Annotated in this window: 12 protein-coding genes; 7 read left to right on the top strand and 5 right to left on the bottom strand. The window is 60.0% G+C overall.

Annotated elements, in window-relative coordinates:
- Positions 1-147, top strand: a 147-nt coding sequence (locus tag JO015_11775) for a ribose ABC transporter permease (protein ID MBV9999776.1), incomplete at its 5' end; no start/stop codon positions are given.
- Between the two features lie 309 nt (positions 148-456).
- Positions 457-984, top strand: coding sequence for an NAD(P)H-dependent oxidoreductase (locus JO015_11770; protein MBV9999775.1), 528 nt, complete (start codon positions 457-459; stop codon positions 982-984).
- A 148-nt stretch (positions 985-1,132) separates the two neighbouring features.
- Here JO015_11770 and bluB read toward each other — a convergent pair whose 3' ends face one another.
- Positions 1,133-1,771, bottom strand: a complete 639-nt coding sequence (bluB, locus tag JO015_11765; GenBank protein ID MBV9999774.1) for a 5,6-dimethylbenzimidazole synthase — start codon at positions 1,769-1,771, stop codon at positions 1,133-1,135.
- Positions 1,772-2,086: 315 nt separating this feature from the next.
- Complete coding sequence (locus tag JO015_11760) at positions 2,087-2,977, bottom strand: hypothetical protein (GenBank protein ID MBV9999773.1); 891 nt, start codon at positions 2,975-2,977, stop codon at positions 2,087-2,089.
- 469 nt (positions 2,978-3,446) lie between these two features.
- Between JO015_11760 and JO015_11755 the strand changes: the two genes are divergently transcribed.
- On the top strand, positions 3,447-4,337 hold the full coding sequence (locus JO015_11755; protein MBV9999772.1) for a hypothetical protein: 891 nt from the start codon (positions 3,447-3,449) through the stop codon (positions 4,335-4,337).
- Between the two features lie 102 nt (positions 4,338-4,439).
- Here the strand turns inward: JO015_11755 and JO015_11750 are convergent, their stop codons facing one another.
- Positions 4,440-4,685 carry a hypothetical protein gene (locus JO015_11750; GenBank protein ID MBV9999771.1) on the bottom strand — a complete coding sequence of 82 codons (246 nt, stop codon included), beginning with the start codon at positions 4,683-4,685 and terminating at the stop codon, positions 4,440-4,442.
- Positions 4,686-5,115: 430 nt separating this feature from the next.
- Between JO015_11750 and JO015_11745 the strand changes: the two genes are divergently transcribed.
- The gene (locus tag JO015_11745) at positions 5,116-6,690 is read left to right on the top strand and encodes an ABC transporter permease subunit (GenBank protein MBV9999770.1); all 1,575 of its coding nucleotides are present in this window, start codon (positions 5,116-5,118) and stop codon (positions 6,688-6,690) included.
- Positions 6,691-6,726: 36 nt separating this feature from the next.
- On the opposite strand, the gene JO015_11740 is transcribed toward JO015_11745, so the two are convergent.
- Positions 6,727-7,887 carry a Gfo/Idh/MocA family oxidoreductase gene (locus tag JO015_11740; GenBank protein ID MBV9999769.1) on the bottom strand — a complete coding sequence of 387 codons (1,161 nt, stop codon included), beginning with the start codon at positions 7,885-7,887 and terminating at the stop codon, positions 6,727-6,729.
- A 269-nt stretch (positions 7,888-8,156) separates the two neighbouring features.
- Here JO015_11740 and JO015_11735 point away from each other — a divergent pair, with 269 nt between their 5' ends.
- The 3 genes from JO015_11735 (at position 8,157) to JO015_11725 (ending at position 11,300) form a co-directional block, all read left to right on the top strand.
- The gene (locus JO015_11735; protein MBV9999768.1) at positions 8,157-9,089 is read left to right on the top strand and encodes a 3-keto-5-aminohexanoate cleavage protein; all 933 of its coding nucleotides are present in this window, start codon (positions 8,157-8,159) and stop codon (positions 9,087-9,089) included.
- A gap of 201 nt (positions 9,090-9,290) precedes the next feature.
- A complete protein-coding gene (locus JO015_11730; GenBank protein ID MBV9999767.1) occupies positions 9,291-9,773 on the top strand; it encodes a cupin domain-containing protein in 483 nt (160 codons plus the stop codon).
- A 510-nt stretch (positions 9,774-10,283) separates the two neighbouring features.
- Positions 10,284-11,300 (top strand): aldo/keto reductase, encoded by a 1,017-nt coding sequence (locus tag JO015_11725; GenBank protein ID MBV9999766.1) that lies wholly within the window; start codon positions 10,284-10,286, stop codon positions 11,298-11,300.
- Between the two features lie 548 nt (positions 11,301-11,848).
- Here the strand turns inward: JO015_11725 and JO015_11720 are convergent.
- Complete coding sequence (locus tag JO015_11720; protein MBV9999765.1) at positions 11,849-12,793, bottom strand: hypothetical protein; 945 nt, start codon at positions 12,791-12,793, stop codon at positions 11,849-11,851.
- Between the last annotated feature and the right edge of the window lie 829 nt (positions 12,794-13,622).

Here is a 13,622-nt window from a genome sequence, read left to right as displayed (position 1 = left end):
TTGGTGGGGGCGTTGATCATCGCGGTGCTCAACAACGGGCTGACGTTGATGAACGTGTCGTTCTACTGGCAGTTGGTGATCAAAGGGGCGGTGATCATCCTGGCGGTGATGCTCGACAAATTGCGCACCCGCGGCCAGCCCACGTAGGCGAATCAAGGATTCAGGGCAAGGAAGGAGGGTCAGGGTAGAAGGCCGGTCCAGAACAGATACCGGAGCCATGCCTAAGCTGGCGCTGATGTCAGTCAACGAAATGCAGTGGCTCCGGATCCCGGTAGTCCGCTCCAGGTCGCCGCCTCATGCCGGATCCTCACCGCCAAACAAACCATCGCACGGCGGCCTCCACGATGATGCCCGGCGAACGTTACCGTCGGGAATGCCGGTACCAGACCTGCCACCAACCATCCGGGAGGCGATCGGATGCATCAACGGACCCCACGCCCGGGTGTAAGCTAATGAATGCGCATCCTGGCTATCTCGGGCAGTTTGAGGGCTGCCTCCTCCAACACGGCCGTATTGAACGCCGCCCAGCAGCTCGCACCCGCAAACATGGAACTCGTGCTCTACGAAGGCTTGGGTGGTTTGCCCCACTTCAATCCTGACCTGGATCATGCCGAGCCCCCACCATCGGTTCGAGCGCTTCGCGATCAGATCGGCGGGAGCGACGGTCTGCTGATTTGCTCGCCCGAATACGCGCACGGCGTTCCCGGCACCCTGAAAAACGCCCTGGACTGGTTGGTGGCCAGTGTGGAGTTTCCCGGCAAGCCTGTTGCCTTGATCAGCGCGTCGGCGCACGCGCACCATGCGCCGGCCCAGCTTCGGGAAACGTTGAGCGTCATGGGCGCCCGGTTGGTTGAGCCAGCCTGCATCACGCTACCGTTGTCGGGTGCCGACGTCAATGCGCCGGCCATCGTGGCGCAAGCGGGGCTGTCCTTGCGCCTGCAACAGGCCCTTAAAGCCTTCGCCCACGCGATTATGGCCCTGTAGCCGTCGGCCAAAACGCCACCGGTTCGAACGGCTCATCTCACGCCCGGTAGCGGTACCGGCCGAAGGAGTAGCGGCTGCCACAAAGAACCGTATCGGAGGAGGTACCATGGAGGGATCGCCGGCCGGATCGGGTAATTGCGATGGCCGATCAGCGTTGCAGGATGAACTGTTTCAGGGGGCAGCGGCGCTCCCAACCGGCCCGCTCGAGTTCCGGCACATCGTCTTCGGCAACAGCGTATCCCACGCAGAGGTATGCCACCAATGACCACGGGGCAGGTACTTGCAGGGCCTCATGCACGCAGGCGGGGTCCAGGATCGATACCCAACCAATCCCGATCCCTTCCGCACGGGCCGCCAGCCATAAAGTGTGGACGGCCAGTACGGCCGAGTAACGAAGCATCTCAGGCATCGTGCGCCGGCCCAAACCACCCCCCTGATCAGTCGCCTCATCACAAAACACCGCCACCTGGTGCGGCGCTTCCTGCAGACCTGCCAGCTTAAGGCGGGCGTACCGGCCGGCCCGGTCAGTGGGACACGCTTTAAGGGCCTCTCGGTTGCAGATCAGAAAACTGTCCAACACCCGTTGACGCCGGCCGGCATCTTCCACCAGCACAAATCGCCAGGGCTGGCTCAAGCCCACGGAGGGCGCCAGGCAGGCGAGCTCGAGAAGCCGCTCCAAGGTCCCTGCAGGTAACGGCTCCGGTCGGAAATGCCGTACGTCCCGGCGCCAAGCCAGCAAGCGACGCAACTCGGTGCGAAATTCGCCAGAAAATGATGCCGTCGGCATGTGCACGCATAGTAACCCGGGTCCCACGTCCGTCCCAAGCAAAACGCATGGTGCCCCGTTTCAACCGGCTTGGAAACCGGTGTAATATTATTTCGAGGGCCGTGGAGGTAAAATTTTTGCCTTCCTTCCCAGGTGCCCTGCCAGATTTAAACCTACTGGACCATATAAACGTTCTAGGCCCAACAGGCCGGGGGGACGGTTTGATGGCCCGTTGGGCCGAAGGCCGATTCAACCAAGTACGGAGCATCCTCCGGCGACCAACCCGCAGCGTGCGTTAGTCTCCGCCTCAATGGAGGCTTGGTAAACGCTACAGCGTCACGCGCCCGCGTCATCCCCGGCGGACAACGGCCACTCAAGCATGATCGATCGCATCAATTCAACCATCCGCCCACGCTTTTCTGTTGGAAATGTAATCTCAAGCGTTTCTCCGCCGTAGCCGGCGTGGACGAGCAGAGTAAGGGTATCCACCCGCCGGCGTTCGAGGATGCGATAGTTGGCCAAATGCGCCAGCGGGAAATAAGTGATGATTTCGCCAAATTTCTGATCACGGCGAAAGTGAAACCGGCCGGGCAATTTTTCCTCTGCAATCAGAAGCAACTCTTTTTCCGTCCGCACGAGCGCGGAAGCCGGGGAGAGTTCGCGGTTGCCGCCCCCATAAAGCGCATCCCAATACAAGCCGGACATTAGTTGCCGTGCGATGGGCGAGTACCTCAATGCCACGTTACGAAATTTAATGGGCCAATCGCTGACGACCCGCTCGTTCTTTTTCACCTCTCCGGCCTGGCTTTTTCCTCTGGATTCGGTGGCAATCCCGCCAAGCAGCAATTCCACAGCCTCCTGGTAGTACTTTTCTCTGACGGTGTTGAAATAAACGGTCACCGACGAAGGCGTCCCCTCCTTCAGAAAATCGACTTTGAGCTGCCCGTACAAGAGGATGATGGTCAATTCGATAAACAGGGTGTCCGAAAAGTCCGCGGCTTCCATCCAAATCTGCCGGTTCTCTTCCCAGGCGATCACCCATCGGTCGGCGGTAACCACCATCACGGAGGCGGCGGCTTTAAAGGAGGCCGTTGAGAACGGAGGGCTGTAGATCAAAGCCTTGATCAGTTCGCCCGGACCAAGCTCACTTCTGAACGCGGTTCGGAAAGGCTCGCGCAGATGGCCGATTCCGCTGATTTTTTCTGGAAAACTGGTTTCGCTGCTCATAAAGCGCCAACGCTACCGTGTTCGGGGTGAGGTAAGGGTCTTGACCGGAAGGCACTTTCTTCAAGGGAAGAGAGGAAGCCTCATAGCCTAACGAGCTATAAGCCAGAGGTTTGGGCAGGAAAAGAAGAATTGCGCCCGGTTTGGAACTGCACGCCCGCAGCCGATCAGGAGTCGTGCCGGTCGATGCGGACGGATGACCTTCGCCGCGCATGGGCGCTCGTTGCGCAAGCCCGAGATAGCAAAAACGAGGGCTTGCAGTCCGCCCATCGGTTTGTCGCCGGAACGGGCACCATTCGGTGAGAGTCGGGGTTTGGCCCCGGGTCGAACGCATCTGGATGAAAGGATCGCCCGCAGACAGGCGGGAGATACCTTGGATCAACCCGCCTCCACCTCCGGACCCTCACAAAAATTTACGGCTACACCTTGAAGCGTTCCGCCGTTGGCCCGATCGATTCCCGAGAGAAATCCCATGCTCGAAAGGTTCACCCGTACCGGCTTGTCACGAAAGGCTCTTTTGATGTTGTTCAAGAACAGCACGCGACTGCTTGATCGCGAAAGCCTGGCACGGCCGCCGCAGGGCGCAGGCATCGACAAAACCGCCCGCGGCATCGTCCGATCAATGTCCGGCCTGGGAAAGGTTTTCGCTCCCTGCCGTCAGCCGCTTAGGCTTACCACGGTCGGGACAATGGCCGGAACGCTCATCGGCTTGGGAGTCTGCGTATACCGGACCAAGCGCAAAAAGGCCACGGTGGCGGGAGTCGACGGGATAAAACTCAACTATTGGAACCGCTCGTGGCCGTTGCTGCCCTTCGTGTGTCCGTGTGACGTTGACTTCGTCAGCTACCTGAGAACTCGCCAGATTTCTAAACGCGCCATCTTTCATTTCGGCTCCGGGGCTCATCATCTCCTGGGCAGAGCCAATCTTGAGGCAGAGGGGCCGAATGAGGTCCTCGCAGTAACTGCCTCTCCGGAGGAGCACAGCCGCTACGTTGACTTCATTGTAGCGAATCCGGCGGCGGCTCGACACTATAAAGTGCTGTTCACCGATATCTACACGCTCAGCGAGGCATTATTGCCGATGTTCGACCTGGTCACATTGTTTCATTTACACGAATTTTACGATGAGAAAAAGCAGCGGTACGCGCACCTGAACGACCGTTCGTTGTTAGGCATGTTCTTGCGGAAGCTGAGCGAGGGCGGGCTTGTGTTTTTTTACAAGGGATCGAACGGCTTTAACCTGACGACAAGAACGTTGAAAGAGTACATCGCCACCCAACGTTTGATCTTTCACGAGGAGTATAAGTCATTGGTGATCTATCGACGCGGCCCGAGCGGAGGTACGGAGGGCGAGGAGCGCTAAGCACCATGGCTGGCGCCCCGGCCGCCGGCCCATCTTCGAGGCCCAAAAGGAAAGCTCCCAGGCCCTCGCGGCAGGCGCTTCCCGACAGGTGGAGCGCTGCCGTTAAACCGTTCCGCCCGGGGGTGCCACCGGCCCGTCACCCGTTAACGGTCGTTGGTTGGCTTGCGGCTGCTCGGGCGAACTGTCCTGTTGCGGACCTCGCGCAAGGAGTCGCTGGATCTCATCCCAAGCGCGTTGTTCCGTGGAGTAGGTACCGATCAACTCGTCCCTGCAGTAGGCCTGGAAGCCCTCAGGAACCTGGGTGACTCGATTCGACGATGGAGGGAGCGGATTCGTAGATTCGCTCATACGTATATTTCGCCTCTTCGCTCGATTCCTGCTGCTGAACCGACGGCTGCCGGCACTTGGCGCAGGAAGTGCCGCCCGAGGTCCGTCCACGCGGCCGCGGTCGGTTCGTGGTTTTCGTGCGGTGGGCGGTACGCGCGATGCCGGGCGGGGTGGGCCTGACGGCGCGGCCGTTTCCTCTTCGTAGACGGTCACGTAACCGCGCGGCATGTTGAGGTCTGCGTGCCTCAGCAACGTTGCCGCGCCGGGAATGGGCAGGCCGCAGTTGCTAATTCAAGCAGGAAATTGTTGCCCCAAAGCCCGGCGCCTGCTGGCAATATCCTCCGGCTGGAGAATCTGTTTACCGGGCACTTACAATATTCGACCCTGCCGATCTGCGGGCATAGCAAATCAGACGAATACCAAAGGCAAATTTGTGAAAGCGGAACCCCAAATGCGTCGAGTGCTCCGAAGGAGAACACGAGTCTGGCCGATCTTGTTTGCGTTGATTTTGACCGGAGGTGTCCTCCGCTGCGAACCGGCTCCGGCCCTGCGCTGGGCCGCCGACCCTAACAGCAACGCTCCTTACACATTTTACGGTCCCGATAATAAACTGGCCGGATTCGAATACGAGATCATAGAAGCCATCGCCCACCGCCTCGGACGCAATGCGGAGTTTGTGCAAAACGACTGGGCCGGGCTGATCCCCGGCCTTGGTCGCGGCCTTTATGACTGCGTGATCTGCGGTATCGAGGTTACCCCGGATAAAGCTGAGGAAGTACTGTTCACCAACCCCTATTATGTTACGTACGAGCAATTTGCTGGGCGGCACGGCGTGGCACCCATCACCTCCCTCGATCAACTACGCGGAAAGCAAGTTGGTACCCTGGATCAGACGGCTGCGCTCCGTATGCTCGAGAGCACGCCGGGCGTCGTGACCAAGGTCTATGATCAGGAGGTTAATGCTTACCAAGATGTCGCGAACGGCCGTATCTTTGGGGTCCTGCTCGATTTTCCGATTGCAAAGTACTACGCAGCACCCGATCCGGCTCTTCAACTCAGCGGCCCCCCTTTCGGCCGGATTCTTTATGGGATTGCCATCCGCAAAGGCAACGACCAGCTTCAGCGCGACCTTAACCAAGCGTTGGCTGAATTGATCGCCAGCGGAGAACTGCGCAACATTCTGTCCCGATGGGGGCTTTGGACACCGGCGGCGGCCACCGCTTTCGGACAGCCTGAAACCGCCTCTGTGCCTGATCTTGAGTACCAGGCTTTCGTGCGCACGCACGGCGGACCAGCCTCCCTCTGGACTCGGCTCTCGCATTACCTGGACTCCTGGCCGCTGCTCGTTCAAGCGGCTGTCCTTACCCTCGAGATCTCCGTTGCCGGGATGGCGGTCGCGATCGCAGCCGGCCTTATGCTCGCCATTCTGCGGCTCTATGGGCCATGGCCGTTTCAGTGGCTGGCCATAGGTTACATCGAACTTATCAGAGGGACGCCCCTGTTGATCCAGCTCCTCATCATTTTTTATGGCCTGCCGAATATCGGCCTTAAACTCTCACCCTTCACTGCCGGCGTTCTCGGCCTCGGGTTTAACTACGCTGCTTACGAAGCCGAGAATTACCGTGCGGGCATTTTCGCCGTTCCCAAAGGTCAAATGCAAGCCGCGCGCGCCCTCGGCATGACCCACTTACAAGGTTTACGGTTCGTGGTTCTTCCTCAGGCGCTCCGGTTCGTTCTGCCGCCCATCACCAACGATTTTATTTCCCTGCTGAAGGACTCCTCGCTGGTCTCCATGGTCACGCTGATCGAGCTGACGGGCGCCTATAACCGGATCGCCAGCCAGACCTTCGACTATTTCGGAACGGGCCTCCTGGTCGCCGCGATCTACCTGCTGATCGGCCTGCCCTTTGTCCGGCTTGCGCGTTTAACGGAACGACAACTCGCCGGAAACCCGCGCAGGCCCAGCCAAAAGCCAGGGATGCTGAACCTGCCAAGGGTTCGAAAACCGATCCTGAATCCGGAATAAGGATACCGACGGTTGAGCGAACGGCACGGTTCCGCCCTAATTCTTGGGCAACTTTTCCACCCCTTTGCCCGGGTTGGAGGCGTGGACCAGATCCGGGGTGGAGACCGCTCGGAGTTCTATCTTCTGTGCCTTTGTATCGATGCGCCTGGTGCGGGTAAACGGCGGCAACTGGACCGCGCCGCCCGATTTCAAGGCTTCCAGCACACCCTCGAGGACCCGGACGTCGGCATACCCCTCTTCGCCGTCCGGCTCAGGATCGGTGCCGTTGAGAATGCAATCGGAGAAGTACTTCAGCTCGCCGCCGAAATGGTCCGTGCTCTTGAAGCTTTTCGTACGCTTGTCCTGGCCTATGGTGACCGTTTGCTCCATGGGCTGTCCGAACATGTACGCCGGGTCAAGCATCACGCTACCCTTAGGCCCGATCGCCACAAAGCTGTTCACGGGCCCACCGTAATAGCTGAGGCTGAACTGCGCCAGGCGATGGCCGGGGAACCGGAGCGTCACTGCAACGGTGTCGTCAAAGTTCTGGTCGAAGCCGGTTTCCGGATGCCGGGTGCCCACGGCCGAGACCACTTCCGTCGGTTCATCGCCGAAGATGTAGCGTGCGGCGTTCACCGGATACGGGCCCATATCGAGCACCGGACCGGCCAGGTCACCGGAATGAGCGCGGTGATTCGACGGGTCGAGCGGTTGTGCAAAGGTCGAGGTAAAGCTGTGGACTTCGCCCAGTTCTCCGGAGCGAACCACTTCAATGGTCGACAAGGTACCGGGCTCAAAATGCAGCCGATAGGCAACCATCAGCTTGGCCGGCGCACCCTTGGCAACGTCAAGAATCTCCCTGCATTTGGCCGTCGAAACCTCCAGGGGCTTTTCGCTCAGCACGTGGATACCCGCACGCAGGGCGGGCATGATGAACTCCGCATGCCGCCAATTCGGCGTGGCCAGGTAGATCGCGTCAAAAGTGTCGGACGCCAGCGCCCGTGCGAATTCCTCGTAGGCGAAAGTCGCCTCAACCTTGTACTTGTGGCCTAATTCCTGCGCTTTTTTCGGATCGGAGGTGACCAGCGCGGTAATGACGGAGTTGCCCGTATGATCCACGCCGGGCATCATGTCTTCCTGAGCGATGTCGCCCACGCCCACAATCGCGTAACGCACCTTCTTGCCTGACCCGAAACCCAATGCTTCTTTGATTCCCATCCTTTGGTTCCTTGCTTTCTCTTTGGTATTCGCGCCAGCACGGCGGATGGCGGCTCTTTCGCACTGGTTTTTAAACGTGCGGCCATTTGAGGCCGGATTGGATGGCAACGCGTTCGGGCCAGGCTTGAATCCAAAAGTGCCGTGCAGAGTTGGCGGGCCAACTCGCGAGGCACTTGCAAAAGGCACGAACATTGAAAGGTTAACGCGGCGGGCGCCTCCGGGCGTGGACCGATTCAATCGCCGAAATCGATTAAGAAAGGACTGATCCCATGGCCGAGGCCAAGAAAGTCATCATCACCTGCGCAGTGACCGGCGCCATCCATACGCCGTCGATGTCGCCCTACTTGCCCGTAACCGCTGACGAGATTGCCGATGCTGCCGTGGGCGCCGTCGAAGCCGGGGCTGCGATCGTTCATTTGCATGCCCGTAATCCCGAAACCGGTCAACCAGACCAGCGGCCGGAAGCCTTCATTCCGTTTCTGAAGCTGATCAGGCAGTGCTGCGATTGCATTATCAATCTGACTACGGGCGGTGCGCCCTACATGACGGTCCAGGAGCGGGTTCGACCGGCCGCAGCGTACAGGCCCGAACTGGCCTCACTCAACATGGGGTCGATGAATTTCGGCCTGTATCCGATGCTGGCGCGCTTCAAGGATTTCCGTTTCGCCTGGGAACGCGCGCACCTGGAAAACAGCCGTGACCTGGTGTTTCGTAATTCCTTTCAGGACATCGAATACGTCCTGCGCACATGCGCGGAAAATGGGACCCGCTTCGAATGCGAGTGCTACGACATTTCGCATCTCTATAATCTCGCTCATTTCCTGGACCGAGGGCTGCTTCAGCCGCCGCTGTGGGTGCAATCGGTCTTCGGCTTGCTGGGCGGTATCGGCTCCCATCCTGAGGACGTCCTGCACATGAAACGCACCGCCGACCGGCTCTTTGGCAACCAGTACCGTTGGTCGGTGCTAGGCGCCGGCCGCAATCAAATGCCGGTTGCAGCCATGGCAGCCGCGATGGGGGCCAATGTACGCGTCGGCCTGGAAGACAGCCTCTGGATCGGTCCGGGCGAACTCGCGGAAAGCAATGCCGCCCAGGTTCGCCGTGTCCGTCAGATCCTGGAAGGGTTGAACCTGGAGATTGCTACTCCCGCAGACGCACGGGAAATCTTGCAGTTGAAGGGTGGCGACCAGGTTGGGTTCTAACGTCGCGGCAGGAAACTGGGGCACACTTAAGCCCCATTGTTTCCATTTCATTGTTCGTAACGGCAAGTGCAGGCAAAGTCACGAGTTGCAGGGCGCCCATTCTCAGCCTTAAATGCCTTCAGGGGAGCTCGTGCAGCCTCTCCGGGAAACGTTGAATTTCAGAGCTCGCCCGGCGGGCGAAAGGATTCGACCCTGCTTTCTATGTCTGAAGCCTCTCCACCCATCAACTGGCGCGAACATGGCGTCAAAATCGTCCGTGCAGGCCAACTGGATTCCAACACCCCGCAGACGCCGGGCATGGAACGAGCCGCGGCGATCACTCAGGCCCGCACCGGTGCAAGCAAGCTCTGGGCGGGGACGGTCAACATCCATGCCAACGCCAAAACGGGCGCTCATCATCATGGCGAACTCGAGAGCGTTATTTACGTCGTGAGCGGGCGGGCGCGCATGCGCTGGGGTGAACGGCTGGAGTTCAGTGCTGAAGCCGGCCCCGGCGATTTTATTTACGTGCCGCCCTTTGTGCCGCACCAGGAAATCAACGCCAGCCGTGATGAACCATTGAGCTGCGTGGTGGTCCGCAGCGGGCAGGAACCCGTGGTCGTCAACCTGGAGGTCACCCCAGCGGAGCCCCCGGAGGAAGTCTACTGGATTGATAACCTCCATCCCGGGCCCGCTAACCCGTAAGGCGGCAGCCGAGCGGGAGTTGAAATGATTAACTTTGAAATCAAGCGGAGGCGCCGGTTGATGAACGGCGGCACGCGCAGGCGAAGGGACGGTCGATCCGCGCCCATGCTTACGGTTGAGGCTGCCGGGGAGCCGAAAGAAGGTCCGTCACGTAAACGCGTGGACGGATCGCTCAGTGGAGAAACGCCTGGGAAGTTTCAGCGAGACGAACCGCCGCCAGGTGCCTTTCCTTGTACACCAGCTCGAGAAAAGGCGACGTTTGGATCAGTGATCTCCGCCGCTGAGCGAGCAGTACTTCCGCTCTGGCAGGCGGTGAACGAACTAGCCAGCCCAAACATAATTAATCCTGCCGCCAGTACAGATTTTGTAATTTGCTTTCGCATGGGAAACGATTCGTGAACAACCTTCAGATGTAAACAGGCCACTATGTGGCGCCCATAGCCTAACCGCAAGGGATCAGCAACCGGCTCAGCCCCTTGACCCAGGCGCGATCCGAACCGATTTTGACGGATGAACGCCCGAAGTTCTCGCCGGGACTTCATTCGCGGCATCCTGTGCGGCGCGCTCGCCGGGACGCTGTTCGCCATCCCCGGTGGACGCACGGCTTCAACTGCCGCCGCGACGGAACCTCGTCCGGTCGACCGCCGGCAACTCGGCCGCACCGGGGCGAACGTTTCCATCCTGGGTTTAGGGTTGGGTAGCGCCTTCATGGAGGGTTTTGCAAGCAGGCTCGATGCGGGCCACGCCTTGCTCGAATCCGCTCTCGCCCAGGGAGTCACCTACTGGGACACCGCACGTAGCTACGGTCCGAGTGAAGCCATGATTGCGCCCGTGCTCGCGCGCCATCGAAATCGCGTTTTCCTGGCCAGCAAAACTGACGCGCGGGACTACGACGGCTTTAGACGCGACTTGGAACACAGTCTCCAGGTGCTGGGGACCGACCATCTTGACCTCTACCAACTGCACGATCTGCGGCCTCGCGAGCTTGCGAGCCTCGCTGTCCTCGAGTCCGGTGCGGTGCGCGCCGCCCGCGAGGCCAAAGAACAAAAGCTCATCGGCGCCTTTGGAATCACCGGGCATGCGAGCGCCGGAATACTGATGGAATGCATTAAGCGTTTTGATCCTGACACGGTTCTGTCCACCTTCCCGTGCACGCGGCCGGATCAAGGCCGATTCGAAGATGAACTGCTGCCGTTGGCCCGGGCGCGCAAAATGGGCGTGGTCGCGATGAAGGCGATTCGGTACGCCCGCGAGGCGAAGCTCCCGGCCAGGGAACTTCTGCGCTATACCCTCAGCCTGGAAGGAGTGACCACAGCCATCGTCGGGCTGGACAGCCTCGGGCATCTGAACGAGAACGCCCAGGCGGCAAGGGGGTTTCAACCGCTGAAAGAGGCTCACGGGGCCGAGCTTTCCGCGAGCGCCCGCCAAGCCTTGGCCGAGGTGCCGGCGCCCTGGGACCGCGTCGATTATGTCGATGGCGGCGCATTACCCACGGGCGTCCTCGCCTTGCCACGGTCTGGCATATAAAATCTACCTTCCCAGCCTCTTGAGAGCCCGCCGGCGCCGCCTATCGCGCTCCGAGGCGCCTGTTATCGACCGCTCGCCAACGGTACCCGGCTTACCCGAGCCTGGGAGCCGCATTCCCCCGGGAGGTTTCATAATCAGCCGGAGAATTCATCTGACCGTACGAAGTGTAGTTTTCCTGCCGGATCTCGTCGCGTCGATCTTACTGGATTCCTAACTGAGGCACGTAGGAATGCTTGGCATACAGCGAGCCCGGGGGCAGCATATAACTGTACTGTAGCCACGATCGGGCCTCAACTGGTTCTACCTTAAAATAGAGCGCTCGATCTACCTGCGCGTTCCAAAAGCCATCACAGGCGCTGAACGTCCGTTCTGGCCTGTAAATTAATTAACTCGGGTTAGATAGTCCTCGGGCGCATTACGAACCGCTCGAGCGAGTTGGTACCGGCTGACCAGAATATCGAGAGTCGCGTCCGGCATTCAGACATCGGGATCAATCGATAAAGCAAACGCGCTTCGCTCGACTGACCCGTTCGGCTCGGCCGGACATGTCAACGTACGCCTGCTTGGGTCATCGTCTCCTCTTTGGACGAATCGGTAGTTAGGAGGCTGGCCAGGTACTTGTTTCTAGAGGTAAGCGTGGGCGCTTGCGCGATGTTCGCAGGATTTTCAAGCCGCGAGAAGATTGCGAAGCTGATCCGAGCGCGCGGGATTACCGCTTCTCCATATCCGACTGGCTTGATACTCGACCAGACGCGAACCGTCTCCACGCCGTTCTGCTGCTCGCGGCCAAGATAAATCGTGGACAACGAGTGCTCGCGACGGCCGACTGCATCGGCGAAAAAGACCTTCATGAAATCGCCTGGTTGCGCGTCATCGAGCGACGTGAAGTTCCGGCCGAGTCCCAATTCATCAAATAGACAGGCAGTCCCGGGTCCGTTCGCGTTCCATCTTCCCCAGACTCCGGCGCCATCCGGCTGTCCTTTTACCGTCAAGGCCTCCGCGAGCGAACCGCTCAGGGTGGAGGAAGGCAAAAGAGACTGGAGCGCCCGGAGAAACACGAGGTACGTCGCCCCGGCTGAATAGGTGGTTTGAGCAGCTGCTGGTTTGATCTTCAGCTGGTTATCTTGCACCTGGATCGCTTCTTCCAGATCTCGCAGGCTCTTTGCATTGGCCTCGGATCCGCCGCCGCTCGGCATGGACGGCAACAAGTCCAAAATGCTGCGATTCGCTCCATTTGGCGGAGCAACCGGTGCTGGAGGAGCCAACTCCCGTGCGGACGGGGTTTGGCCCAAGCCGGCAGCCCCGTCGTCTCGCGATTCTGCGATTGTTCCGTCGTGCTGCTGGGCCACACCCAGGCCCTGCAGAGGCTGAGCATCAAAGACGCCCGCAAATTCCGGCGGCCTCCGCTGCTCACGGATGATCATGACGGTAACTGCAGTAGCAAAAATAAGCACGAGTAACGCCGGCACGCCCAGTCCCAAGGTCCGTGGCATGACCTCCCTAAATCGATTTCCTCGTGGCAACGGGCGCTCCGGTGCATTCGCACGAGTCTGGCTCCGGCCGGTTGGCACCCTGGCGCCACGAATCGTGCCCGCAGTTACGTCGCCGCGTCCGGAACGTTCGCGTACTGCTTTCCTGAGTCGGCCTGCCATTGGGGTCACCGATCGGTCGGCCCGTTTGCAGCGTCAACCTGAGGGCCTGGAAAAAGCCCGGCTCAGGCCAAAGATCGGTGAGCCGCCCGATGGCATAATCAACCGTCGAGCCGGAACTGTGGTTCCTTTTCAAGGGGGGAACAGTTAAACAGCGACTAAATGCAACTGACCCCTCGGTTTTTGGTGGGTGCAATGCCAGGAAGCGCCCCACAGCTAAAACCATGGACCGGCATAATGACCGTCCCCCAGCGTGATCAGCACCAACAGCGCCGCCGCGCCTACTCGCCTGCCATTGCGAATCAACGTACGAAAGGGGGGGACAGTCCCCGATGGCAGTCCCGATGGCGCTAAGGTAAGGGAGGGTTTAATGGCGGCGGCAGCCCTACGCTGGTCCCCTCGTAGGTCGGCGCCGGGCCAGGAAGGGTGGCCCCGCCCGTATTGGTCGGCCCTGCTTCAGCCGGGTTACGGTACGCCCCGGCCGGCGCTCGCCCCTCCCTATTCAGTGGGGACAGACCCCCTCAACGGGGACAGACCCTTCAACGGGGACAGACCCTTGCTCAGAGGGACAGGCCCGCGTGGCCGGCGCGCCCAGGCCCGCAGGCATAAAGAATCCTTGAAACAGCATCTTTTTATGTTATGATCACCGCCGTCCCATGCGCCAGCCCCGCCG

It is taken from the genome of Verrucomicrobiota bacterium (assembly GCA_019247695.1).
Taxonomy (GTDB): Bacteria; Verrucomicrobiota; Verrucomicrobiia; order Chthoniobacterales; family JAFAMB01; genus JAFBAP01.
Note: the sequence above shows the minus strand (reverse complement) of the source record. Positions and strands in the feature narration are given on the sequence as shown.